The organism is Photobacterium sp. 1_MG-2023, from assembly GCF_030547945.1.
Taxonomy (GTDB): domain Bacteria; phylum Pseudomonadota; class Gammaproteobacteria; order Enterobacterales; family Vibrionaceae; genus Photobacterium.
Genome location: NZ_JAUORR010000005.1, coordinates 40,895 through 63,620 on the forward strand (window position 1 = coordinate 40,895; position 22,726 = coordinate 63,620).

Sequence of the window (22,726 nt, forward strand, 5' to 3'; positions counted from 1 at the left end):
TGGCTAATCTTTTCGCAGGTTTTTGGCGCTGGAGATCGGCGTCGGAAACCGGCTGACCACCCAATAGGTTGACACTATAAAGGTGGTAAGTGTCGCAGCCTGAATAAACAACATCCCCTGATCCGAAATGAGCCCAGCCGTGAGGGCGGCGTAGGCCAGTAAGAGAGAAAACTCACTGGCCTGGCTTAAACGGGCAGCAAGCTCTCGGGTCGCTTTTTCTCTGGCAAGTTTGAGTGCGAAGGCAAATCCAACCGCTTTTACCCCGATTAAAATCACCCCGAACAGGCATCCCCATATCAGCATCATGTCTCCCTGGTTAAAGTCCATTTTTGCGCCTACGGCGAAGAAAAACAGAATCAGAAAGAACTCCCGCAATGGTTTCAGGTGTAACGAGATTGCCTGAGAAACACGGCTGATCGCGATGGATAAGCCTGCAACGAATGCACCAATTTCATAAGATAACCCGGCCAGATGCGCGGCTTCTGCCCAGAGCAGACACCAAGCCAGTGCCGCCACAATGGTATATTCCTGAATCACATCAAATCGGCGGAATAAAGGCAGGATCAGGTATCGCACGCCCAGATAAGCCAGCAAACACAACAAAGCCAGCTTCAGCAGGATCAGACCAAAAGCACTGAGCATGGCATCCGGGCTGCGGACGTTCAGAAACAGAATCACAATGATCGCCAGCATATCCTGAATCAGCAGCACGCTGGTCATGACTTCACCGAGTCGCTGATGATGCAGCGTGGTGGTTGGGATGAGCTTCAGGCCGATCACTGTACTGGAAAACATCAGGGCCGCGGCTGCGACCAGTGCATCTGTCAGTGACAGGCGGATCGCCCAGCAAAACCCCAACGTGACCAGAAAAAACAGACAGCAGGTGCCCAGCGTGATCAGGGCGGATTCCTGAAACAGGCTGATGAGCTTAAAGGGCTGGAGGTTGAGCCCAAGCAGGAAGAGCAGCAGAATCACCCCGAACTGACCAAATTGAATAATCCGGTCATTATCGTTAAGCAATCCGAAGCCGCTGGGTCCGAGCAGAATACCGGCGGCAATATAAGCCAGAATGATGGGCTGGCGCGCATAGAGAAAGAGAGTACCTAAGATTGCTGAACTGACCACAATGATCCCGAGTTCGAAAATCATGGTTTGCAGCTCGTTCAGCATACAGCCCCCGTACGGCCAGAATCAGGACAGACCCTTTACAAGCATAGAACGATTTCGAATTCTGGCTGTGGGGCTTATACCAATCGCAGTCAATCATTGGTCATCTTAGCTCGTTCAAATGCTCGATCACTGCGTTAGATTTTTTGATTGGTATGATGCAGATTTGGTTTGTGCAAACCCGGCGAGAATTGCCGCCAGACGTTCAATCTTGAGGTTCGACAACTGCCTGTAGTCGAAGTAGGGACAAACAACGAGGCGATGTTCCTGATTGACGGCGAACTCATGATCCAGCCAGGTGAGTGGAGCATTCAATAAGCCTTGGTGGATAAGTTTTTTGGCGTAGGTTCGTCCCATGATGATGTGATAACGGGAGGGCACTCGGTTCAAATCCAGAACGGGTGGGCTAAACAGCAGTGCTGTCTGGCTTCCTGCCTGCAGCAGAAACTGGTCGCGGAAACGCTGCCAGCTGTCGGCGCTTGTCGCATAGTCAAAATAGGTTGGATCGAGTGCGTAGAGCAGCTTGGCATAGACATTAAAGACTTTACGCCAGCCGTTGCCGCAGGCTTGCCCGATACAATGGATTTCTCCCGAAATGGCAGGCTGAAGTTGCGCTAATTCGGCCATACCTGGCATGTCGGGACGATGCTCCATATAAGCCGCAATTTGAAATTCAGGACAACCCAGCCCAACGATGTGAATGGCGGGTTTTTTGGTGATTATGTCGGTATTTTCAGTCATTAGCATTGAACGTCTGCGATATGCAGAATGTTGAGTGAATGTGGCCAGATTTTACTTTCGCTTTACCTGTTGCTGACACTGCTTTACTGAATGAAATGTACGCTGTACATAAATGCGGTAAATACAAGGTAGCATCTGATGAAAACTCTATGGATTGGCGTGTTGTGTCTGTCTTTAGTCATTCCGGCTGTGAGCTGGGCACATGGCGGTAAAGGTCATCACTATGACGATGACCATAGAAGGTATCACAAGCACAAACATAAGCATAAAAAGAAACACTGGCATAAGCATCATTACCGGAAAAATGTTCATCACCACTATCATCGAGATGTGGTTGTGGTTCATGAGCGTCCACGCAGGGAGTATCATCGCTCGAATTTACCCGATTTGGTGACTTTCGCGGTGATTTCAGGGATGACTTACGCGATTATTGATAATGCGTTTTATAAACAATCTGGCGAACGGTATATCTACACACCACATCGTCCTTAATAATCCTCCGTTCTTTATTGAGCACTTTTTGATTGCCTCCCGATTGAATCGGGAGGTTTCTCTTTTCGAAGATCGCCATTGAATGATGGAATGTGACAAAATTTTGGATGGGATTCTGGTCACAAACAGAATGATCATCTGGGGTTTTCACACCGACCCCCCCCTTCTGAACCCGCTGGCATCATTTGGTAAACACTTTGAAATCAGTAGTTTAGTTATTTCAGTAGCAAAGAATACTGTATTTCTTGAGCGGGGCCAAAAAGGATTGGACGATCAAGCCAGTGTTTTTCACTTTGGTAGTGATTTTTTCTTTATTTTGATTATTTATCAAACTTTATCTCTGCTTGATGTTGGCATCCGAGAATTTTTCTTTATCCTCTCCTGTAACTGAATTGTTAATCGATGTTTGCATTGATGTGCAGTCAACCAAGGATGTCTGGCAGGACGCGAGACGTAGCTAAGGAAATAGCGCTTGCTAAGAGGAGCGGATGCAATGAGTGTTTCAGTGGATCGTACCCTTCAACTTACCCAACTCAGCGGACAGGCGATCAGCGACCTGACACCGTCGTTTAATCATCTTCCGAAAACGGGTCATGCCGATGGTGAATATCGTTTACGCCGGTATTCTGTCGTGAAGGCAACCGCGAATGGTGTTGAGCATTTACCGCCGAGGGCTTTTGTTCAGTCGGATCAGATCAATCATTTCCAGGGGAATGTGAGTCGTTCTTTTGAGCCCTTGGAAGACAGCATTCTTCACAGTGACGGGCTGCGCGAAATGTGCGAAGTTTTTCAGCGTGCCAATGCCTTAACGGAAGATCAGGAAATAGAGATTCATCAGATTCGTATTGCGGCGATGGACGGTGAGACTCAGGTTGCACCGGAAGGTGTGCACCAGGACGGTTTCAACCACATTGCTGTGATTGGATTCGGCCGGGAAAATGTCGAAGGCGGAGAGTTTATGGTTTACAAATCCAAAGATGATCTGCCTATTCTGAGCATGGCTCTGGCTGAGGGTGAAGTTGCAATTTTAGCGGATGATCAGCTGTGGCATAACGCACGTCCAATCAAAGCGGTGAAACAGGACCAGCAAGGTTACATGAACCTGTTTGTACTGACCGCTCGGGAGACAAACTATGCCCTTTAATGTGGATCAGGTACGGCAGCAGTTTCCTGCACTGAATCAAACCGTGAATGATCAGCCCGTGTATTTCTTTGATGGTCCCGGTGGATCTCAGGTGCCAGAATCTGTGCTTCAGGCCATGACGGATTACCTGGGACGTTACAATTCGAATCTGGGTGGGGCTTTCTTCTCCAGCGAAGCGACCGTGTCTTTAATGGCTTCTGCGCGTCAGGCAGTACAGGCGCTGCTGAATGCCCCAGCGCCAGAAAACATTGTCTTCGGCCCGAACATGACGTCGCTGACCTTTCAGCTGAGCCGTGCGATTTCCAGAGACTGGCAGCCGGGCGATGAAGTGATTGTTACGTCACTGGATCATTATTCCAATGTCTCGAGCTGGCAGCAGGCAGCAGATGATAAAGGTGTGCTTGTGCGTCAGGTGCGGGTGAATGAAGAAGACTGCACACTGGATTACGACCATTTTGAGTCCCTGCTCAATCCGAACACAAAACTGGTCGCTGTGACTTATGCGTCGAATACCACCGGCTCTGTGGTGGATGTGGCGCGTATTGTACAGGCCGCGCACAAGGTCGGTGCGAAAGTTTTTGTTGATGCGGTGCACTATGCTCCTCATCAGCTGGTGGATGTACAGGCATTGGGCTGCGATTTTCTGGCGTGCTCGGCATACAAATTCTTTGGTCCCCATGTAGGGATCGCCTATGTTGCACCACAATGGTTGCAGACGCTGAAACCTTATAAGGTTGAACCTGCGACCGATGTCGGTCCGGGACGCTTTGAAACCGGCACTCAGAACTTCGAAGGCTTAGCCGGTGTTGTGGCTGCGATCAACTACCTGGCGCAGTGGGGCGATGAAAAGGATAGCCTTCGTCAGCGGCTTGAATCCAGTTATGTACACTATCAGGCACATGAAGCGTCATTGAGTCGTTATTTTTTGGAACGAGTCAAAACGTACCGTAATCTCACTTTGTATGGCATCAAAGATGAGAAGCGAATCGCAGAACGGACGCCGACTTTCGCGCTTCGTCTTGATGGGGTTCCGCCGTCGGATGTAGCATCCCGGCTCGGTCAGCAGAACATGTGTGTCTGGCATGGCCATTTCTATGCTCTTGGGCTGTGCAGACAGCTTGGTGTCCTGGAAAAGGGTGGTGTCGTCCGGATTGGTTTCATGCATTACAATACGCAACATGAAATTGATCAATTGTTTGACGCTTTAGCGCCGTTTTTAATTTCAGAAACACATAAAAATTAAATCAGCAACTTGCTGAAAACCTGTCACGGGCTTTATGCATAAAGCCACCGAAAAACCCACGAGCAATCGTGGGTTTTTTCTTTCCCGCGGACCGTGATTGTCGCCGTTGATTCATTTCTTTTTCATCGTACTCCGAACTTATACCAATCGCAGTCAATCACTGGTCAACCCAGCTTGTTCAATTGTTCGATAACTGCGTTAGATTTTTTGATTGTAGAATCACTACTTATCTAAAAAACCTGCTTTGTTCTCAAACATTTCCCCTGCGCTATTTCTGATCATTGACTGACTTTGATTGGTATTAACCGTTTTCTGACTCAGTTGTGCCACGCTGGTGTCTCCGGATTTGCCGGGACAAAGCTGACGGAGTTGTAGCGAAATTCTGGGAGCGGTCTTGCAGGTTCGAGCGGAGCGATGACGTTATACTGGCTTGGGCGATGCGAGCGGTCATTGATTGATTTCATTGTGATGCAACGCCATTGCAAACGACTTTGCCAGAAGCGCATCAGAATAATCAGAAAAGAGAGAGAATCAGAATGCTGAAATATATTGCGATTATTTTAGTCGGCTTGGGGATTTATGTCGGTGTGACATACAAAGATCAGATTGAAGATGCGCTGGATTCCCGTCCGATGGAAGAAGCACAGGATTTGATGGAAGAGATGGGGGATCAGGCATCAGGTGCCAAAGATGCGCTGAACAAACAACTGGAGTCGCTGCAAAACTAATGGATCAGGGCAGGGCATCGTTGCGTGACAGCGATGATGAAGACGAAAACGGCGACCCTTGGGTCGCCGTTTTTATTGCTGCCTGCTGTCTCAGACAGCCAAGGTCATTTCATTAAGCTTTTGCAGTTTGGGCTGCGCCTTCCTGTGCTTCAGCAGCACGGCAGGCTGCCGCAGTGAAGATGACATCTGTTGAGCTGTTCAGGGCTGTTTCAGCAGAATCCTGAATCACACCGATGATGAAACCAATCGCAACAACTTGCATGGCAACTTCGTTGGAAATACCGAACAGGCTGCATGCCAGTGGAATCAGCAGCAGAGAACCGCCAGCAACACCCGATGCGCCACAAGCAGAAACGGCCGCCACAACACTCAGCAGCAGTGCGGTGAACAGGTCAACCTGAATGCCCATCGTATGAACAGCGGCCAGCGTCAGAACTGTAATGGTGATCGCCGCACCTGCCATGTTGATGGTCGCACCTAGTGGGATGGATACAGAGTACGTATCTTCGTGCAGGTCCAGATCTTTACACAGTTGCATGTTCACAGGGATATTCGCAGCAGAACTACGGGTAAAGAACGCGGTGATACCACTTTCGCGGACACATTTCAGTACCAGCGGGAATGGGTTTTGTTTGGTCTTGTAGAACACAATGATTGGGTTCACAACAAAAGCAATGATCGCCATTGAGCCCAGCAGAACACCCAGCAGGCGAGCATAGCTAAGCAGGGATTCGAAACCTGTTTTTGAGATGGTTGCCGCAACCAGACCGAAAATACCGATAGGTGCCAGACGAATGACAAAGCGAACAATCAGAGTCACGCCATTCGACATGTCCTGGAACACTTGTTTGGTCGCATCAGAAGCAGAGTGCAGGGCAAAACCAAGACCCACAGCCCAAGCCAGAATACCGATGTAGTTACCCGTCATCAGAGCATTGATCGGGTTATCAACCACTTTGAACAGCAAGGTGTTCAGAACTTCAGCGATGCCTTCAGGTGCTGCCTGATTTGCGGAGCCATCCAGAGTCAGAGTGGTTGGGAAAAGGAAACTCATGGTAACGGCAGTCAGCGCAGCCATCAGTGTCCCCAGCAGGTACAGGCCGATGATTGGCTTCATATTGGTGTGAGCGCCTTTTTTCTGATTTGCAATCGAAGATGCAACCAGAATAAATACCAGCACAGGAGCAACGGCTTTCAGGGCACTGACGAACAGATTCCCCAGAAATTCGACTTTTGCTGCAGCATCAGTGGAGTATCCGGCCAGCAGGATACCCGCCACGATTCCAATGAGGATCTGAATAACCAGATTGCCATTGGCAATTTTAGCGAGAAATGGTTGTGGTTGACTCATAAGACATCCTGAATGTTTTGAGTTGGTTTAGAAGCGTTTTATGTTGTTTGCGGATGGTTTTTTAACAGGATAATCGATAGATTTCCACAATTCTTTTTATAAACTTTTAGGTTACACATTTTTAACCTTCATATTTGCTGACATTTGTGAGCTGGATATCAATAATGAGTGACCAGAAACAGAGCAATCTGCCTGTTTTCGTGCTTCCGCTAGAAGAGTGTGTGGTCAGCGTTGTTCCGGGACTTGTTAACAGATAAAAAAAATCCTGCCCGAAAGCAGGATTGTAAGGGAGAAATTGTTAACAATCCAGTTGCATAAAAGATTCGTACACAAATCAATTCAGCACTTGAATGCTTACATGTTTTTCTCGTTGGTAGACGGTAAATCAGGCACGATCGGTGCGAGTGTCTGCTGCTGTTCAGTCTGCTTCGCTGGTGAACTATCCCGTTGTAAAAGATGCAGTAAAGGCTGGTTATCCCATGCTTCGGGTGATTTTCCGTAGAAAGCAGCCATCATGGTCTGAATGGCCTGATCCAATGCTGTACGTTGCGCCGGATCAAGCTGAGATTTATCCCACTGCTGATAGAGCGTTTGAATCTGCAACGGCTGACGGGCGCGAACGGCTGACACCAGGCGTTTTTTCACCGGCTCCGAACTTGCCACAACGCCAGTGTTTCCCGGTTGGTGCTGTTTAGACTGGCGTGCTTTCAGCCACAGCAGGAGCGTTGCAAGCCAGAGGATCGTCATCAGCAGGGTCAGCCAGGGCCACCACGGGGAAACATCTTGCTGGGTGCTTCCGCCGGGAACGGATGGCGTTGAATGTTGCGCTCCGTTTGACTGGCCGTTGGTACTGGCGGTATTTGTGCTGCTCGTTGACGATGCGGTCCCCGGTGTTGTGTTGTCTGGTTTCACCTCAAGGATTTTCCCCGTCGCAAGACTGTGTGCCTGTTGCCCTGTTTCGGTATTCCACCAGTTCACTTTGAGCGGCGGCAGTGTAATGGTGCCAGTTTCACGGGGAATGATGACCTGTTTCAGAGTCATCACACTATAGTTATCCTGCTGAGTATAGACGGGTTTTTCACTGTAAACCCGGACGGAGTCCGGATAGCTCAGCGACAGATCCGGCATCTGACTTTGCGGTGTCCCTTTCATTTTCAGGGTCAGAACCCGGGTGATTGGCTCGCCGACTTTCAGCACCGGTGCATCGTTCTGCCACTGCTGATTCAGCTGCAAATCTGGGGTTGGCAGCCATAGCCCCTGATAATGCGCCGGTTTGGCCAGAACGGTTAACGGCTCAGGATCGGCCTGAAGATGCACGGGAATCCGAAGTCCCAGAGTTCGGCCACGGCCGCTTTTGAAAGCGGTGCCTGTCAGCTTGGCTCCCTGGAGCGTGATGTCTCCGGGTTGTTTGGCCGTAATCCGGTATTTACGGTTCACGATCATGTAGCGGCGACCATTCAAGACCGTTTCTGCCTGATGATCGTCGCCCACCTGAACCACTTCAATTCCGTCTCCCTGGGGGGCAATCAGGCTGGCTTGTTCCAATTGTTCGCCCACTTTGAGCTGGACCTGATAGATCTGGCTTTCACCCACATAAAGCTTGGATTTGTCTAACCGTCCTGAGATTTCAATCGCAAGATCTGTATTCAGACTTTTTTGTGAAGGCTGATCGCTGACCTGAATCACGATGGGTTCAGAACGTGAAGCGCCGATCCGAAAGGCGGGAATGGTGAATTGCCCGGTTTTGTTCGCGGCCAATGCCACGCGCCATTCTGTCCGGCGGGACACGGTGCCATTCACAAAGCTGTTGAAAGAACGGGTACTGGGGGTGCCTACCGTAAAATCTTGAGCCAGCGGAGAAAGATCTAACGCTTTTTGGCTGACATTATCATCAATGCTGACTTTCAGTTCGAAAATCTCGTTGACCCCAACCTGATTACTCGACACGGTTGCAACCACCTGAGCGGCTGAGGCGGAATAGGAGAGAAGGCCCGCCAAAAACAGAATGAGGCTCAACCAGAACCGTGTATGGCTGAGGTGAGAAAAAAAGGTGTCATGCTTGAAATTCATCATAAGTCCTGCTGTTCAGTCGACATCATTACCAGCGGTTTTCCGGGGCATCCGGTGCAGATTTCTCTCGGGCTTGCAGAAGAATCTGCGCCCGGAGTAATTCGCTGGTACTGTCGGGAATTTGTTCGAGTTTCTTCAGCGTCGGATGACTGGCTGTCAGGCCACTGGCCGGTTCATCCTGTGGATTCTGACCGCCTTGTGTGCCTGCGAGTGCGTCAGTATTCTGTTCGGCATCGTCCGCATGACTTTGGTTCGGGTTCTCCGACCATGCTTCTCCGGGCTGATCGCTATCTTGTGAATCGGATGGGCGACCCGAAGTGTTCGCCGTCTGAGTTGGTTCAGAGCCAGACGCGTCATCTTGCTGGGTCTCCGACGGCGCACGCTGTCCGGGATTGCGCTGTTGCGTAGATTCTGAGCCTGGGGCCGAAGCAGCGGCGGTGTGTTGTCCGGCTGAATCCTGGGATCCTGAACCGTCCGTTTCAGAGGTCTGACTTGGCTGCTGTTCATGTTGTCTTTGATTAGCGACGTTGCCGGTTGACTGTTGCCCGCCGGATGGGGGGGCGTTATCCTGACCCTGCTGACCCTGCTGACCCTGCTGACCCTGCTGACCCTGCTGACCCTGCTGATTTTGCTGATTTTGCTGATTTTGCGAATCTTGCGGGGGACTGTCGCCATTTTGTGCTTGCTGCTGGGCTTGCTGTTGTTGGATCAGCGTCTCGACCGTCTCAAGATTGTGTCTGGCGTCTGTGTTTTCAGGATCCTGCCTGAGTACATCCTGATAGATATCTTTGGCTTTTTGTAACTCGCCGGACTGAGCGTAAGCATTCGCCAGATTATATCGGGACTGAGGATCTGTCATCGGGGTCAGCGTCTCAATGGCACCGGCATAATCTCCTGCCTGATATTGTGCTGCGCCTTTCCATGCGGGGGATTCAAACATCCGCGCGGCTTGTTCATAGTTCTGCTGCTGGTATTGATCGTAGGCTTGCTGTTCCTGATTTTGCCATGGGGACGCAAAGCTCTGATCAACAGGCATGAACAGGCCGAGCAGCACGATGAAAGCAATACCTTTGCGGCATGCGGGCAGACAGAGCAAGAGCACTGGAATCATCAGCCAGAAGCCACCATTCAGCCGTTCAACAATTTGGTTGTCCTGATCCGGCGTTTGTGCCGTTTTCCGGTTCGTCGTGGCTTGAAGCAGCGTATGAATATCCTGATCGTTACCACGCCAGGCTGTCATCACCCCGCCATGACTGCGAGCCAGTGACCGCAATTGTGTCAGGTTGGTTTTACTGACGATTGTCTTGCCCTGATTGTCTTGTAACAACCGGCCATCAGACATGGTAATCGGCGCGCCTTGTGCTGTTCCGACCGCAAGAATAGAGAGATGGTAATCTGTACCATTCAGAATCGTATTGGTCTGGTCCGCCTCACGCTCACTGAGCCCGTCGGTGATCAGAATCAGATCCCCTTGGGGATGACCGCCCTGTTTGAGCAGATTCACTGCGGCCTGAATGCCGGTTGCTGCGTTGCTGCCCTGAATCGGCATGATTTCAGGCGACAGGCCGGGAATCAAAGCGGCAAGGGTGGCACTGTCCTGAGTAAGCGGGCTGATCACATAGCCATCTCCTGCGTAAGCGATCAAACCTGTTGAACCTTCACGCCAGTGGGGCAGAAGATCCATCGCTTTGTATTTGGCCTGTTCAAGCCGGTTGGGCTGAAGATCGGTGGCGAACATTGAATTCGACATATCCATCACCAGCACACGGGCTTGTTTCAGATTGAACGCAGGCATCTTTTGTTTTTCCCAGCTGGGCCCTGCCATGGCCAGCACGGTCAGCAGCCAGCCGAGGCTGAGTAGCAGCACAGGCAGGCGGCGGGATTGCTGGGCCTGCGAGGCACCTTCTGCCTGCAGGTGGGGCGCAATCAGTCCGGTTTGATCACGTCGTTTCAGGAGTACAGGGACAAGCACTGCTAACGGGATCAGGGCGGTGAACCACAGCGGGTGCAAAAAGGTAAAATCAGCCATAGTGCCTCCAATGCATCGCCAGTATCATGCTCAGCAGTAAGGCGACTGCGAGCGGGATCCGGAACAGTTCCTCCTGAGGACGCCACGTCTGACTGGCGCTCGACACCGGTTCAAGATCATTGATGCTCTGATAAATACGCGCCAGCTGTTCCGGGCTTCGTGCCCTGAAATACTGTCCGCCAGTGAGCGTGGCGATTTGTGTTAAGGTTTTTTCGTCCAGATCCTGTGATGGATTGACAATTCGCTGGCTGAAAAAGCTTCGTTCAATCATTTCATCCGCGCCGATACCGACGGTATAAATTTTGACCTGATTCTCTGCGGCCAGTGTTGCGGCTTCTATCGGGGCGATCACACCTGAGGTATTGGCGCCGTCACTGAGCAGCACGATCACGCGCTGGTCATTTTCGCTGTTGATAAAGCTTTTGGTCGCGATCCCCAATCCTTCACCGATGGCTGTGCTTTGACCAATTAAGCCCAATACACTTCGGTTCAGTTGTTGCTTCACCGTATTGAGATCAAAGGTCAGGGGTGTTTGCAGGTAAGCATGATTGGCAAACAAAACCAGACCCAGACGATCGCCCTGACGCTGGCTGATAAAATCGGACACAACCTGCTTTACAGATGTGAGTCGATCGATGCTGTTGCCGTCTTCATCCACCATATCTTCCGTGGACATCGAGCCGGATAAATCCACAGCCAGCAGCATGTCGCGATGTTCTGGCTGGATTTGTACCGGATCGCCGAACCAGACGGGTCTTGCAATCGCGGTAATCAGACATCCCCAGCATAAACAAGCCAGGATCACAGGCCATCGGCGTGAAGGTTGCCGTGTGGCCTGCTGCGGTAAAACGGGCAGAAAGACTCGGGCTGACGGTTCAACCGGACGGGCGACACGGGAAATCAGCCAGGGCAATGGGAGCAGGACAAAAGCCCACCACCAAAGAAAATCAAACATGCTTGTCTCCCTCCAGTGTTGCAGCACCTGACGCCTTGCAGGTTTGCTGTACCCAGCGGATTGTGAGTGTCCGGCATTGCTCCAGGGTTTGATCGGTTTGATGGTGGCTGTACAACGCCTGTTGCCAGCATTCACTCATGGCCAGAAATCCCCGGTGTTGTTCCGGTAACTGATGGTCCAGAAAAGTAAGCCACTCTGTGCCGCTCAGGCCGGCGACTTGGTCACGCGGAAAATAGGTGAGTGCTGCCTGGCGAAGGACAGTATTCAGCTCAGTCACGGACTGCGCAGCATGGATGTGTTGGAACGCCAGCTTTCTGATCGTCCGATGCGCATGATGTTTCCGGTAAAATTGACGCAGAAAGTACGCGAGTCCCAGAAGCACAATGACAATCAGCGCGGCGCTCCACCATCCCCAGGCTAAAGGCCAGACATCCGGTGGTGTAGGCAGATGGAGATCGGCCAGTGGAATCGGGTGTGTTTGTGTTTGTGACATAAATGACGATTTATCCGACAATTTTTGCCGCTGACGGACGCGTCGGCTGAGTCAGTTGTTTCAGCAATGGCGTCGCAGCAGATAAAGAATGCAGGGGAATGGCCAGAGATGCGGCCAGTTCTGTCAGCGTTTGCAGACGATGAGCGAAATGCGACGCCATGTCCTGCCGAACTCTGGCGGAACCAAAGTTCATCCAGGCAGACTGGGATCTATCCGACACATGTTCACGTCCCCGATAACCGGTTTCACCGGTTTCCAGCGGATCATACAGATGGACGAACTGAATTCGGTTATGGCTTCGCAGTTGACTGAGTCGTTTTCGATCCTGCGCCTGAAGCATGTAAAAATCACTCAGCAGGATGATTTCGCTGCCTTTCGGACAAACATGGTGTAGATGCCTGAGTGCATCGGCAAAAGACACGCGGGCGGCAGCCGGGGCAGAAGCACTGTGCTGGTGCAGATTGATCATCGCATTTAAGACAGACAGCGGACCCTGTTGTCTGGCCGTTGGTTTGCACTCACTTAGGGTTTCGCCATTGTAGATCAAGGCACCGACACGATCTTGCTGCTGTACAGCCAGCCAACTGATCAAACTGGCAAAATGCGCCGCCTGCACGGATTTCAGTAAAAGCTGGCTGCCAAAACGCATGCTGGGGCTGAAATCAATCAGCAGCATGACAGGTTGTTCTCGTTCTTCGCTGAATAATTTGGTGTGCGCTTTGCCGGTCCGGGCGGTTACCCGCCAATCAATGGCTCGGATATCGTCGCCGGGCTGATAAGGACGGACTTCAGAGAAATTCATGCCCCGTCCTTTCTGGCGGCTTAAGTGCTGGCCGTTGAGCTGGGACCAAACGCTTCTGGCTGGTGGCAGCCATTGAACCGTCTGACTTTTATACTGGAGCAGCTCAGCCAGACATAAGTCATGCCCGTTGCTGTGCCTTGGCAGTGAAGCGGGCAGGGTGTCTGTGACTTTGCTCATGCACTGGTTACCTGCTGAAGCAGTACCTCAACAACCCGATCCGGTGCAATGCCTTCAGCTTGCGCTTCATAACTCAGCAGTAGGCGGTGCCTCAAAACGGGGTAGGCCATTTTCTGAACGTCATCCGGGGTAACAAAATCCCGGCCTTGCAGCCAGGCATAAGCACGGGCACAGCGGTCTAGCGCGAGCGTGGCCCGCGGGCTGACCCCCATTTGAAGCCATGCGGCCAGTTCATCACTGTAACGTTGGGGCTCGCGTGTCGCCATCACCAACCGAATCAGATACTGCTCGACTTCAGCAGCCATATGGATTTGCAGCACTTCCTGCCGCGCACTGAAAATCTCAGCCTGACTGAGCATCACAGCAGGTGCTGATTCCTGATGATGCTCAATTGCCTCACCGCGATTCAGTCGTAAGATTGCCAGCTCACTCTCTTCATTGGGGTAATCGACGTTGAGCTGAAGCAAAAACCGATCAAGTTGGGCTTCGGGTAGCGGGTAGGTGCCTTCCTGCTCAATCGGGTTCTGTGTCGCCATGACCAGAAATAGTTCAGGCAACGGATAGGTCTTTCTGCCCGCAGTGATTTGTTTTTCAGCCATCGCTTCCAGCATGGCTGCCTGCACTTTTGCGGGGGCGCGGTTGATTTCATCGGCCAGCAGCAGTGCGTTAAAAATCGGACCGGGCTGGAAAACAAACTCACCGGTTTCCGGACGGAAGATGTCTGTACCCGTAAGATCGGCTGGAAGCAGATCCGGCGTGAACTGAATGCGGTGAAAATCGCCTTCAATGCAGGCAGCAAGCGTTTTGACGGCTCGTGTTTTTGCAAGCCCAGGAGGGCCTTCGACGAGAATATGCCCGTCTGCAAGGAGAGCAACGAGCAGTTGCTGCACCATTTCGGGTTGTCCGATGACCTGTTGTTGTAAGTATTGTCCGAGTTGCTGAAAGGTCTGTGAAAGCATTGTTTCTCATTTCCCTGGGATAAATGGCTATTTCCGGCGGCTGACTTCGTTGTCAGGCTGCGAAACACGGCTAGCATCCGGAAAAAACGCTGTAAATTCAAGTGTTCCTGTAAAGTCTAAGTGCGATATTGTCCGCATCCTTTGACCTGACAATCCGTCTGATTGTTTCGGTCCTGAACTTCGGGCATTTTTCCCCGGCGCTGTATGAATGACATTTGACTTTGTCCTTGCAGGGAAGTTCACGGAGAGAAGCAAACAAATGATAAATGTTATTTTTCTTTTTTACATATCATAGTGACCATGATCATCTTTTAAGGAAAAAGTCGCTAAAAATAAATCGATAAAGAGCTGATAAAATCACAATATTTACTGGTCAGATGTGTTTTTTGTGTTGCATTTTTGCTGCATGAATTTGTGCAAGATCAAAAAACTTTAATTTTTTTTATTTTTCGATTTTTAGTGATTCGTTGGTGCAAGACTGCTCGATAGTGGTGCATTGCAATAAAAAATGCGATTGAAATAGGAAAGCAAAAGAGAGAAATCATCGAAATTGCAGCATTTTGTAAACTTGGCATCAGTGATGCATTGCAATATACCGTTAACAAATCTCAGCTATTGTGTAATCGATTAATTGTTTTTTGGTCCATTCCATAGAGGGATTTTTTCGAAACCATAAATTCCTTATGTTGATATATATATGTGACTGTGTTCTTATAATATTTATGCAATGTAAACTTCACGCAAGTGTCTTGTGGGATAGATACGCTGCGAAAGTGTGGTGTTGAGACGAAGTCTGGTTGAGCTGTACAGAAAGAGGTTCTCATCGAAGAAAGTGCGCATTAATTGTTTGTTATAACAATAATTTTTGCACTGTACAGGATGGAAAGGAGTCTGCTTGATGACTAAGGTAGCATTGGTAACTGGCGCAAAAGGTGGCATTGGTTCTGCAATCACTCAGGGTTTAGTTGATGCAGGGTATCGTGTTATTGCCACATATTTCCCCACTGGTGAAGCGAAAGCGAATGAATGGTTTGCTGAAAATAACTATTCTGAGGCTCAAGTTCGTTTATTCCCTCTTGATGTCACGGATGCGGCATATTGTGAAGAGGCACTGACTACTCTTTTAAATGAAGAGGGTAAGATTGACGTGCTGGTGAACAATGCTGGAATAACCCGTGACAGTACTTTTAAACGAATGACGGCACAACAATGGCAGGAAGTCATCTCAACGAACTTAAACAGCCTGTTTAATGTGACGCATCCATTATTCGCTTCCATGTGTGATAAAGGGTTTGGCCGGATTATTAATATTTCGTCGGTGAACGGACTGAAAGGTCAATTCGGTCAGGCGAATTATTCTGCTGCGAAAGCAGGCATGATTGGGTTTACCAAAGCGCTGGCTGCTGAAGGTGCGCGCTATGGTGTAACCGTGAATGCGATCGCGCCAGGATATACCGGCACACCCATGGTAGAAGCCATTAAGCCTGAAGTGTTGGATGCGATTAAAGCTGAAATTCCAATGAAGCGTTTAGCGCAGCCGAATGAGGTTGCTGCTTCTGTCAATTTCCTCGCCAGCGATGCTGCCGCCTACATTACCGGTGAAACACTCTCGGTAAATGGCGGCCTCTACATGCAATAAGACGAAGTAAGGATACCCGATACATGACCAAAGTTTTTATCGTAGCAGCGAAACGGACTCCGATTGGCAGCTTTAATGGATCGTTGAAGTCAGTTTCACCGGCTCAACTGGCAGCTGTTGCCATTAAAGCGGCGCTGACTCAGGCAAATGTTGATCCTGCAAAAGTGGATGAAGTGATTCTGGGGAATGTGATTGCTGCAGGCCAGGGGATGGGCCCGGGTCGGCAGGCATCGATTTTTGCTGGTATTCCAGAGCAGGTCCCGGCGTATAGCCTGAACATGGTTTGCGGTAGCGGCATGAAGGCAGTCATGGATGCAGCGGCACATATCAAAGCAGGCGATGCTGAACTGGTCGTTGCTGCTGGTGCGGAGAGCATGTCTCAGATTCCATTTACAGTCCCGGCTTCGATTCGTGATGGACAAAAGATGGGCAACCTGCAGATGACCGATCTGCTGATCAATGATGGCCTGACGGATGTATTCAATCAGTACCACATGGGCGTGACTGCGGAAAATGTGGTTGCGAAAGTTGGTTTGACCCGCGAGCAGCAAGACAACTTCGCGCTGGCAAGTCAGCAAAAAGCGGTTGCTGCGATTGAACAAGGCAAGTTTGTGGATGAGATCGCCCCTGTAGAAGTGCAGGAGCGTCGTGAAACCAAACTGATTGATACTGATGAGTATCCGAAAGCCAATGCAACTTTGGAAGGTCTGCAGAAACTGCGCCCGGCTTTCAATAAAGAAGGCAGTGTGACTGCGGGGAACGCATCCGGAATTAATGACGGCGCTAGTGCCATCATCGTAGCCTCGGAAGCCGCCGTTGAAAAATATGGGCTGACCCCATTGGCTGAAATTCAAGGTTATGCGCAAGCCGGTGTTGCACCTGAGGTCATGGGATTAGGTCCTGTTCCGGCAGTCCAGAAAGCCTTGGAAAAAGCTGATTTAGGCATTGATGCTGTCGGTTTGTTCGAGTTTAACGAAGCTTTTGCCGGACAGGCATTAGGCGTGTTGCATGAGTTGGCTGACGCGTTGGATACCAAAGTCGAAGATTTGGCTGAGCGTAGCAATGTCAATGGTGGTGCGATTGCACTAGGTCACCCGCTGGGTGCCTCGGGTAATCGGATTATCGTGAGCCTGCTTCATGAAATGCGCCGCCGTGGCACAGAGCATGGTTTGGCCACACTTTGTGTCGGTGGCGGTATGGGTACGGCGATCGTACTGAAAAAAATCGAACAAGACTCTTGACCAAACTGGCGTTTGTTCCGGCAAACGCCTTTAAATAGCACTTAAATTGAAGGAAACATATTATGTATACGGAAATGTTTAAATCGTTCTCTGAGCAAACTGAAAAATCACTGGCACCTTACGTGAAATTCAACAAGCTGTTCACGAAGAATGTTGAAGAGCTGACTGAACTTCAACTGGCAGCCGTGCGTGCTTACAGTGATCTGGGTCTGTCTCAGCTGAAAGCAATCAGCGAAATCAAGGATCTGCAATCGCTGACTTCTTTCCAAAGCCAGCAGTTGGAAAACCTGACCAAACTGTCTCAGCAACTGGTTGAAGACAGCAATAAATTTTCTGCACTGGCGCAAGGCTTCAAATCTGAAGTTGAAGTCCTGGTAGCCGAAAACGTAAAGCAAGCTACGCCAGCTTAAGTTCGATTCCTACCCTAATGCCGTCCCAATTTGTGGGCGGCATTTTTAGTCCAAAAGCAGAGGTCATTGCGATGAACCCGAATTTTTTCACGGACTACTTTGCTAAACTCCAGGAAATGAACCAAGCGTGGTGGAAGGAGTTTGATTCCGGCAAGGCAGCCATTAACACCCCATTCAACAAAGCAATGAATGAGTTGAATCTGGAAGACACGACGGCTTGGCTGGAAAAAGCATCGGCGCAGCCAGCTGTGATTGCAAAAATTCAGATGGATTGGTTTGAGAACCAGATGAAGATTTTGCAAAGTGTGACCAACACTGGCGATAATCAGGAAGTTGTCACTCCGGCGCATGATGATAAGCGTTTCATCGATCCCGCATGGCAGAATGAAGCTTTTTATAACTACATCAAACAATCTTATTTGCTGTTCAGCAATAAGATGAAAGAAACCATCGATTCGATTGATGGCCTGGATGACAAAGCAAAAGAGCGTCTGAACTTTTTTTCTCGTCAGGCCATTAATGCGCTGTCGCCAACGAACTTTATCACCACGAACCCTGAGCTGGCCAAACTGACGGTTGAGTCCAATGGTCAGAACCTGATCAAAGGCATGGAATTGTTGCATGAAGACATGCAGTCCAGTGCTGATGTGCTGAAAATCCGGATGACAAACGGCGATGCATTCCAGGTAGGTGATAATATTGCGAACACCCCGGGAGAGGTCATTTTTAAGAACGAGCTGTTTGAATTGATTCAGTACAAGCCGTTAACTGAAAAAGTGAACGCGACGCCGATCCTGATTGTGCCGCCATTTATCAATAAGTACTACATCATGGATCTTCGTGAGAAGAACTCTCTGGCGCGCTGGTTGGTAGAACAGGGCCATACGGTGTTCATGATGTCGTGGCGCAATCCAGATGCGACGATGAAGGACGTTGACTTTGATCATTACGTTCTGGATGGTGCGCTGAAAGCGCTGGACGTTGTGGAAAGTGTTTCGGGTGAAAAACAAATCCACGCAGTGGGCTATTGTATTGGCGGAACTTTGCTGGCGACCGCCTTGGCCTACAGTGCTGCGAAACGGATGAGGAACCGGGTAAAAACGGCAACCTTCTTTACCACGATTCTGGACTTTTCACAGCCGGGAGAGATTGGCGCATACATTAATGATCCGATCATTTCCGCGATTGAAGCGCAAAATGAACTCAAAGGCTATATGGATGGCCGCTCATTGAGCGTAACCTTCAGCTTGCTTCGTGAGAACAGCCTGTATTGGAACTATTATGTGAATAACTACCTGAAAGGGAATAGTCCAATCGATTTCGATTTGTTGTTCTGGAATGGCGACAGCACGAATGTGGCTAAAGCATGCCACAGTACGCTGCTGCGTCAGTTCTATCTGGAAAACAAATTGATGGATCCGAAAGGATTTAAAGTGGGTGGCGTTTATATTGATTTGTCGAAAATCAAAATCCCGACCTACTTCATTTCAACGCAGGAAGATCATATTGCTCTTTGGCAGGGGACGTACCGTGGTGCTCAGGTGCTGAGCGGTGATTCAGTCTTTGTGCTGGGTGAATCTGGTCATATTGCAGGGATTATTAACCATCCTGATAAGAAGAAGTATGGTTATTACACCAACGAGAAGGCTGAGGCTGATCCGGAGAATTGGCTGGCAGGTGCCAAGCGACATGATGGCTCTTGGTGGACACATTGGAACACCTGGTTGAACGGCTATAACGCTGAAGAACAGATTTCTGCGCGTGACATTGGTAACGAGAGTTACCCGTCAATCAGTCCGGCACCGGGCCATTATGTGAAGCAAACCTTGCCGATTGAACTTGCGGATAGCAAATAAGACCATGTTCTATCGGCATCCAATGGATGCTCTCTGACAAAAGGTCGCATCAAGCCAGTGATTTTTTCACTGGCTTTTTTCTGGCGTTGATACAATCAAGGTTGTCTTTGAGGATGCAATTGATCGTGAGCGATCAATTGCATCCTGTCATCTCCCTGTATTTGCACACTTTCTTTGATAAGAAACCCTGCGACTAATGTTTCGCGCTCTATACTGAGTATGTAGGAGCGAATTCAGGTGGAGTGTCTATGGTTCAGGAAAAGCGTGAAGCAGGGATGACGGGTTGCGAAGAATGTGGCCTTGTTGTCAGCCTGCCCGTGCTCGAACCTGGTCAGCGTGCCAATTGCCCAAGATGTGGTCACCTGTTGATGAAAACCATCAAACACCCGCAACACCGGACGTTAGCCTACGGAATCGCCAGTTTAATCATGCTGGTGTTGAGCGTCAGTTTTCCCTTTATGTCGTTCAGTGTGCAGGGAATTCGTCAGGAAATCACCCTGATGCACTCGGCCGAAATGCTGAATCAATTCGAAAACAGTCTGCTGGCATTATTGTTGTTAATGACTGTTGTGATTTTGCCTGCCTGCTATATCAGCTCTGTGCTCTATTTATATTGGTTGTCGGGGAAGCATGGAAAAATTGAAAAAGACAGTGTGAATCATCAGGTCAAACAACTCTGTCGGCTGACATTGGGTATTGAACCCTGGCTGATGGTGGATGTGTTTTTAATCGGGATTCTGGTGAGTTTAATTAAAATCGCAGCGCTGGCAGATGTTGGCCTTGGGATGTCGTTCTGGGCATTCTGTATTTACACGGTGCTGGTCGTGAAGTGCGTTTCTATGGTCGACAGAACCTGGTTATGGCTGCAGTTTGCCCCGATGGTACCACTGAAAGAAGTGAAAGCGGGCGACAGTCATGATTCTCTGAATCACATTGCCTGCCATGTGTGCGGACAGCTGAATGCCGTGGCGGAGCATGGCAGGGCGAGATGCCTTCGCTGTCATGGCACGTTGCATCCTTATCATCCCTGGAAAAATCTGCAATACGCTTGGGCACTGTTACTGGCATCGGCCGTTTTTTTTCTGCCCGCAAATTTGTATCCCATGATGTATACCGTCAGCTTGGGAAAATCCGAAGGTTCAACGATTTTAGAAGGCGTGGTATTGCTTTGGCATCATGGTTCGTATCCGGTGGCGATGGTGATTTTTCTGGCCAGTGTGGTGATCCCGCTGGCGAAAATTTTCACGCTGGGTTGGTTGTTTTATACGGCAGGACGAAGTCAGTCTGATGAAAGCTGGAAGGCCATTCGTCGCTTAAAACTTTACCGGGTAACTGAGTTTATCGGGCGCTGGTCGATGATCGATATTTTTGTGGTGGCTTTGCTGGTTGCTTTGGTTCAATTGCAAAACCTGATGGCAATCTATCCGGGGCCGGCGGCATTGTCGTTCGCCTCCGTTGTGATTCTGACCATGTTGTCTGCGATGATCTTTGATCCGAGAATTTTTTGGCAGCATGTAAAACCGGAATCAAAACAAGATAACCAATCCGGTCATGACATTTCCCCATTTCAGAAGGAGCCGCGTTCATGAGTGATCAAACGCCGCCAAAAGCTGAAGTCAGCCCAATCCGGCAACTTTCACTGATCTGGCTGGTGCCAGTCGTTGCCTTGGTGATCGGCTTCTGGATGCTGATTCAGTTTCTTGCCAGTAAAGGTCCCGAAATTACGCTGAAGCTGACCACAGCGGAGGGAATTGAAGTTGGCAAAACTGAAATTAAAGCACTCAATGTCAAAGTCGGGGTGATTACGGATGTCAAACTCAGTGACGATTACAATTCCATCATGGCGGTTGCGCAGCTCGACAAAGATGCCGAAAGAATGCTGAAAACGGATACTCGCTTTTGGGTAGTGAAACCGCGAATTGGAAAGCAAGGGATTTCTGGCTTAGAAACGTTGCTTTCCGGGGCATATATTGAACTTCAACCCGGTGTGCAAGAAGAAGAGCAGCGCGCTTTTAACGTGCTGGATACACCCCCTGTCGCGCCTTTGGATGCAAAGGGACTTCGCCTTATTCTGTCACATCAAGAAGCTGGTAAGCTCAGTGTCGGTGATCCGGTGCTGTATGAAGGGTTTACAGTGGGGCGAGTTGAAAAAGTCAGTTTTGATACCCAGAGCAAGAAGGCCAATTATCAGCTGTTCATTTTTGAACCCTATGACAGTCTGATCCGGAAACGCACTCGTTTCTGGCTGTCCTCGGGCGTTGAACTGAAAATGTCTGCGGAAGGATTCAATCTGAAAATTGGCTCTGTGGAGTCTTTATTAACCGGTGGCGTCAGCTTTAATGTGCCGGAAGGATCAGAACCGGGTGAGCTGGTGACACGGCAAATGAGCCGGTTCCGGTTGTACAACAATCAAAATGAAGTGCGAGAACGATTCTACGATCAGTATCTGGAATACGTCATGCTGTTCGATGAGTCTGTCCGGGGCTTAAATGAAGGTGCACCGGTCGAATACCGTGGGATCAGGCTCGGGACTGTCTCCAAAGTTCCTTTGCGTTTGCCCAATCAAAGTAAAGGATTTTCGAATCAGCAAATCCCGGTGCTGGTTCGTATTGAACTGTCTCGGGTCCTGGAATACGTTGATACCCGCAATTTGCAGGAGTTGCATGACAACCTCAGTCTGCAGTTTAGCAAAGGGTTGCGTGCATCATTGAAAACGGCGAATTTCCTCACCGGGCAGCTCATGGTCGATGTCGAGTTTTACACCGAAGAACCACTGCCCAGTGCGCTGACCTATAAAGATTATGATGTGTTTCCGACCACGGCTGGTGGCTTTGCTGAGATTCAAAAGCAGGTGGCTTCGCTGCTGGATAAACTGAATAACCTGCCTTTGGAAACCACCTTATCAGAGCTGAATCAGACGCTGGCGGCCGCCGAGAAAACCCTGAAATCTGCAGAGCAGGCAGCCAGAAGTGTCGATGCATTAATGGCTCAGCAGGAGACAAAAGCTATCCCGGCCGAGTTGAGAAACAGTCTGACGCAAATACAGGCCACGCTCAGCAGCTATGGGGCTGAAGGGGCGCCATACCGAAATCTTGAAAATGCGCTGGTCCGCTTCGAACAGGTGATGAAGGAACTGCAACCTGTGCTCAGACAGGTGAATGACAAGCCGAATTCACTGATTTTTTCAGACAGCAAGGGTAAAGACCCGATTCCTGTCGCGGGGGAATGA

At 49.8% G+C, this 22,726-nt stretch carries 20 protein-coding genes; 11 read left to right on the forward strand and 9 right to left on the reverse strand.

What is annotated here, in order from left to right:
• Window positions 1–3: 3 nt before the first annotated feature.
• Window positions 4–1,170: a cation:proton antiporter gene (locus Q4579_RS06450; RefSeq protein WP_303562613.1), complete on the reverse strand. Its 1,167-nt coding sequence runs from the start codon at window positions 1,168–1,170 to the stop codon at window positions 4–6.
• 126 nt (window positions 1,171–1,296) lie between these two features.
• Complete coding sequence (locus Q4579_RS06455) at window positions 1,297–1,914, reverse strand: hypothetical protein (RefSeq protein WP_303562615.1); 618 nt, start codon at window positions 1,912–1,914, stop codon at window positions 1,297–1,299.
• A gap of 132 nt (window positions 1,915–2,046) precedes the next feature.
• On the opposite strand from Q4579_RS06455, the gene Q4579_RS06460 reads away from it, so the two are divergent.
• From Q4579_RS06460 to Q4579_RS06480, 5 genes are all read left to right on the forward strand, one after another.
• Window positions 2,047–2,400, forward strand: coding sequence for a hypothetical protein (locus tag Q4579_RS06460; RefSeq protein ID WP_303562616.1), 354 nt, complete (start codon window positions 2,047–2,049; stop codon window positions 2,398–2,400).
• 82 nt (window positions 2,401–2,482) lie between these two features.
• Entirely contained in the window at window positions 2,483–2,791 is a 309-nt protein-coding gene (locus Q4579_RS06465; RefSeq protein ID WP_303562617.1) for a hypothetical protein, read from the forward strand.
• 102 nt (window positions 2,792–2,893) lie between these two features.
• Entirely contained in the window at window positions 2,894–3,544 is a 651-nt protein-coding gene (locus Q4579_RS06470) for a 2OG-Fe dioxygenase family protein (protein ID WP_303562619.1), read from the forward strand.
• Window positions 3,534–4,787 (forward strand): cysteine desulfurase-like protein, encoded by a 1,254-nt coding sequence (locus tag Q4579_RS06475; protein ID WP_303562621.1) that lies wholly within the window; start codon window positions 3,534–3,536, stop codon window positions 4,785–4,787. The genes Q4579_RS06470 and Q4579_RS06475 overlap by 11 nt, the downstream gene beginning before the upstream one ends.
• 536 nt (window positions 4,788–5,323) lie before the next feature.
• Window positions 5,324–5,515, forward strand: coding sequence for a YtxH domain-containing protein (locus Q4579_RS06480; RefSeq protein WP_303562622.1), 192 nt, complete (start codon window positions 5,324–5,326; stop codon window positions 5,513–5,515).
• A gap of 112 nt (window positions 5,516–5,627) precedes the next feature.
• On the opposite strand, the gene sstT is transcribed toward Q4579_RS06480, so the two are convergent.
• From sstT to Q4579_RS06515, 7 genes are all read right to left on the reverse strand, one after another.
• Window positions 5,628–6,866 (reverse strand): serine/threonine transporter SstT, encoded by a 1,239-nt coding sequence (gene sstT / locus Q4579_RS06485; RefSeq protein WP_303562623.1) that lies wholly within the window; start codon window positions 6,864–6,866, stop codon window positions 5,628–5,630.
• A gap of 354 nt (window positions 6,867–7,220) precedes the next feature.
• The gene (locus Q4579_RS06490; protein ID WP_303562624.1) at window positions 7,221–8,936 is read right to left on the reverse strand and encodes a BatD family protein; all 1,716 of its coding nucleotides are present in this window, start codon (window positions 8,934–8,936) and stop codon (window positions 7,221–7,223) included.
• A 28-nt stretch (window positions 8,937–8,964) separates the two neighbouring features.
• The gene (locus Q4579_RS06495; RefSeq protein ID WP_303562625.1) at window positions 8,965–10,965 is read right to left on the reverse strand and encodes a VWA domain-containing protein; all 2,001 of its coding nucleotides are present in this window, start codon (window positions 10,963–10,965) and stop codon (window positions 8,965–8,967) included.
• On the reverse strand, window positions 10,958–11,920 hold the full coding sequence (locus Q4579_RS06500) for a VWA domain-containing protein (protein ID WP_303562626.1): 963 nt from the start codon (window positions 11,918–11,920) through the stop codon (window positions 10,958–10,960). Before Q4579_RS06500 ends, Q4579_RS06495 begins: the two co-directional genes overlap by 8 nt.
• Entirely contained in the window at window positions 11,913–12,413 is a 501-nt protein-coding gene (locus Q4579_RS06505; protein WP_303562628.1) for a DUF4381 domain-containing protein, read from the reverse strand. Before Q4579_RS06505 ends, Q4579_RS06500 begins: the two co-directional genes overlap by 8 nt.
• 10 nt (window positions 12,414–12,423) lie before the next feature.
• Window positions 12,424–13,392, reverse strand: a complete 969-nt coding sequence (locus tag Q4579_RS06510; RefSeq protein ID WP_303562630.1) for a DUF58 domain-containing protein — start codon at window positions 13,390–13,392, stop codon at window positions 12,424–12,426.
• Window positions 13,389–14,351, reverse strand: coding sequence for a MoxR family ATPase (locus tag Q4579_RS06515; protein WP_303562631.1), 963 nt, complete (start codon window positions 14,349–14,351; stop codon window positions 13,389–13,391). Before Q4579_RS06515 ends, Q4579_RS06510 begins: the two co-directional genes overlap by 4 nt.
• A gap of 898 nt (window positions 14,352–15,249) precedes the next feature.
• Between Q4579_RS06515 and Q4579_RS06520 the strand changes: the two genes are divergently transcribed.
• From Q4579_RS06520 to pqiB, 6 genes are all read left to right on the forward strand, one after another.
• Complete coding sequence (locus Q4579_RS06520) at window positions 15,250–15,990, forward strand: SDR family oxidoreductase (RefSeq protein WP_303562633.1); 741 nt, start codon at window positions 15,250–15,252, stop codon at window positions 15,988–15,990.
• Window positions 15,991–16,013: 23 nt separating this feature from the next.
• Window positions 16,014–17,231, forward strand: a complete 1,218-nt coding sequence (locus Q4579_RS06525; RefSeq protein ID WP_303562635.1) for an acetyl-CoA C-acetyltransferase — start codon at window positions 16,014–16,016, stop codon at window positions 17,229–17,231.
• 62 nt (window positions 17,232–17,293) lie between these two features.
• Window positions 17,294–17,641 carry a phasin family protein gene (locus Q4579_RS06530; RefSeq protein ID WP_211650561.1) on the forward strand — a complete coding sequence of 116 codons (348 nt, stop codon included), beginning with the start codon at window positions 17,294–17,296 and terminating at the stop codon, window positions 17,639–17,641.
• A gap of 71 nt (window positions 17,642–17,712) precedes the next feature.
• The gene (phaC, locus tag Q4579_RS06535; protein ID WP_303562637.1) at window positions 17,713–19,497 is read left to right on the forward strand and encodes a class I poly(R)-hydroxyalkanoic acid synthase; all 1,785 of its coding nucleotides are present in this window, start codon (window positions 17,713–17,715) and stop codon (window positions 19,495–19,497) included.
• A gap of 248 nt (window positions 19,498–19,745) precedes the next feature.
• The gene (locus tag Q4579_RS06540) at window positions 19,746–21,086 is read left to right on the forward strand and encodes a paraquat-inducible protein A (protein ID WP_303562639.1); all 1,341 of its coding nucleotides are present in this window, start codon (window positions 19,746–19,748) and stop codon (window positions 21,084–21,086) included.
• A complete protein-coding gene (gene pqiB / locus Q4579_RS06545) occupies window positions 21,083–22,726 on the forward strand; it encodes an intermembrane transport protein PqiB (protein ID WP_303562641.1) in 1,644 nt (547 codons plus the stop codon). Before Q4579_RS06540 ends, pqiB begins: the two co-directional genes overlap by 4 nt.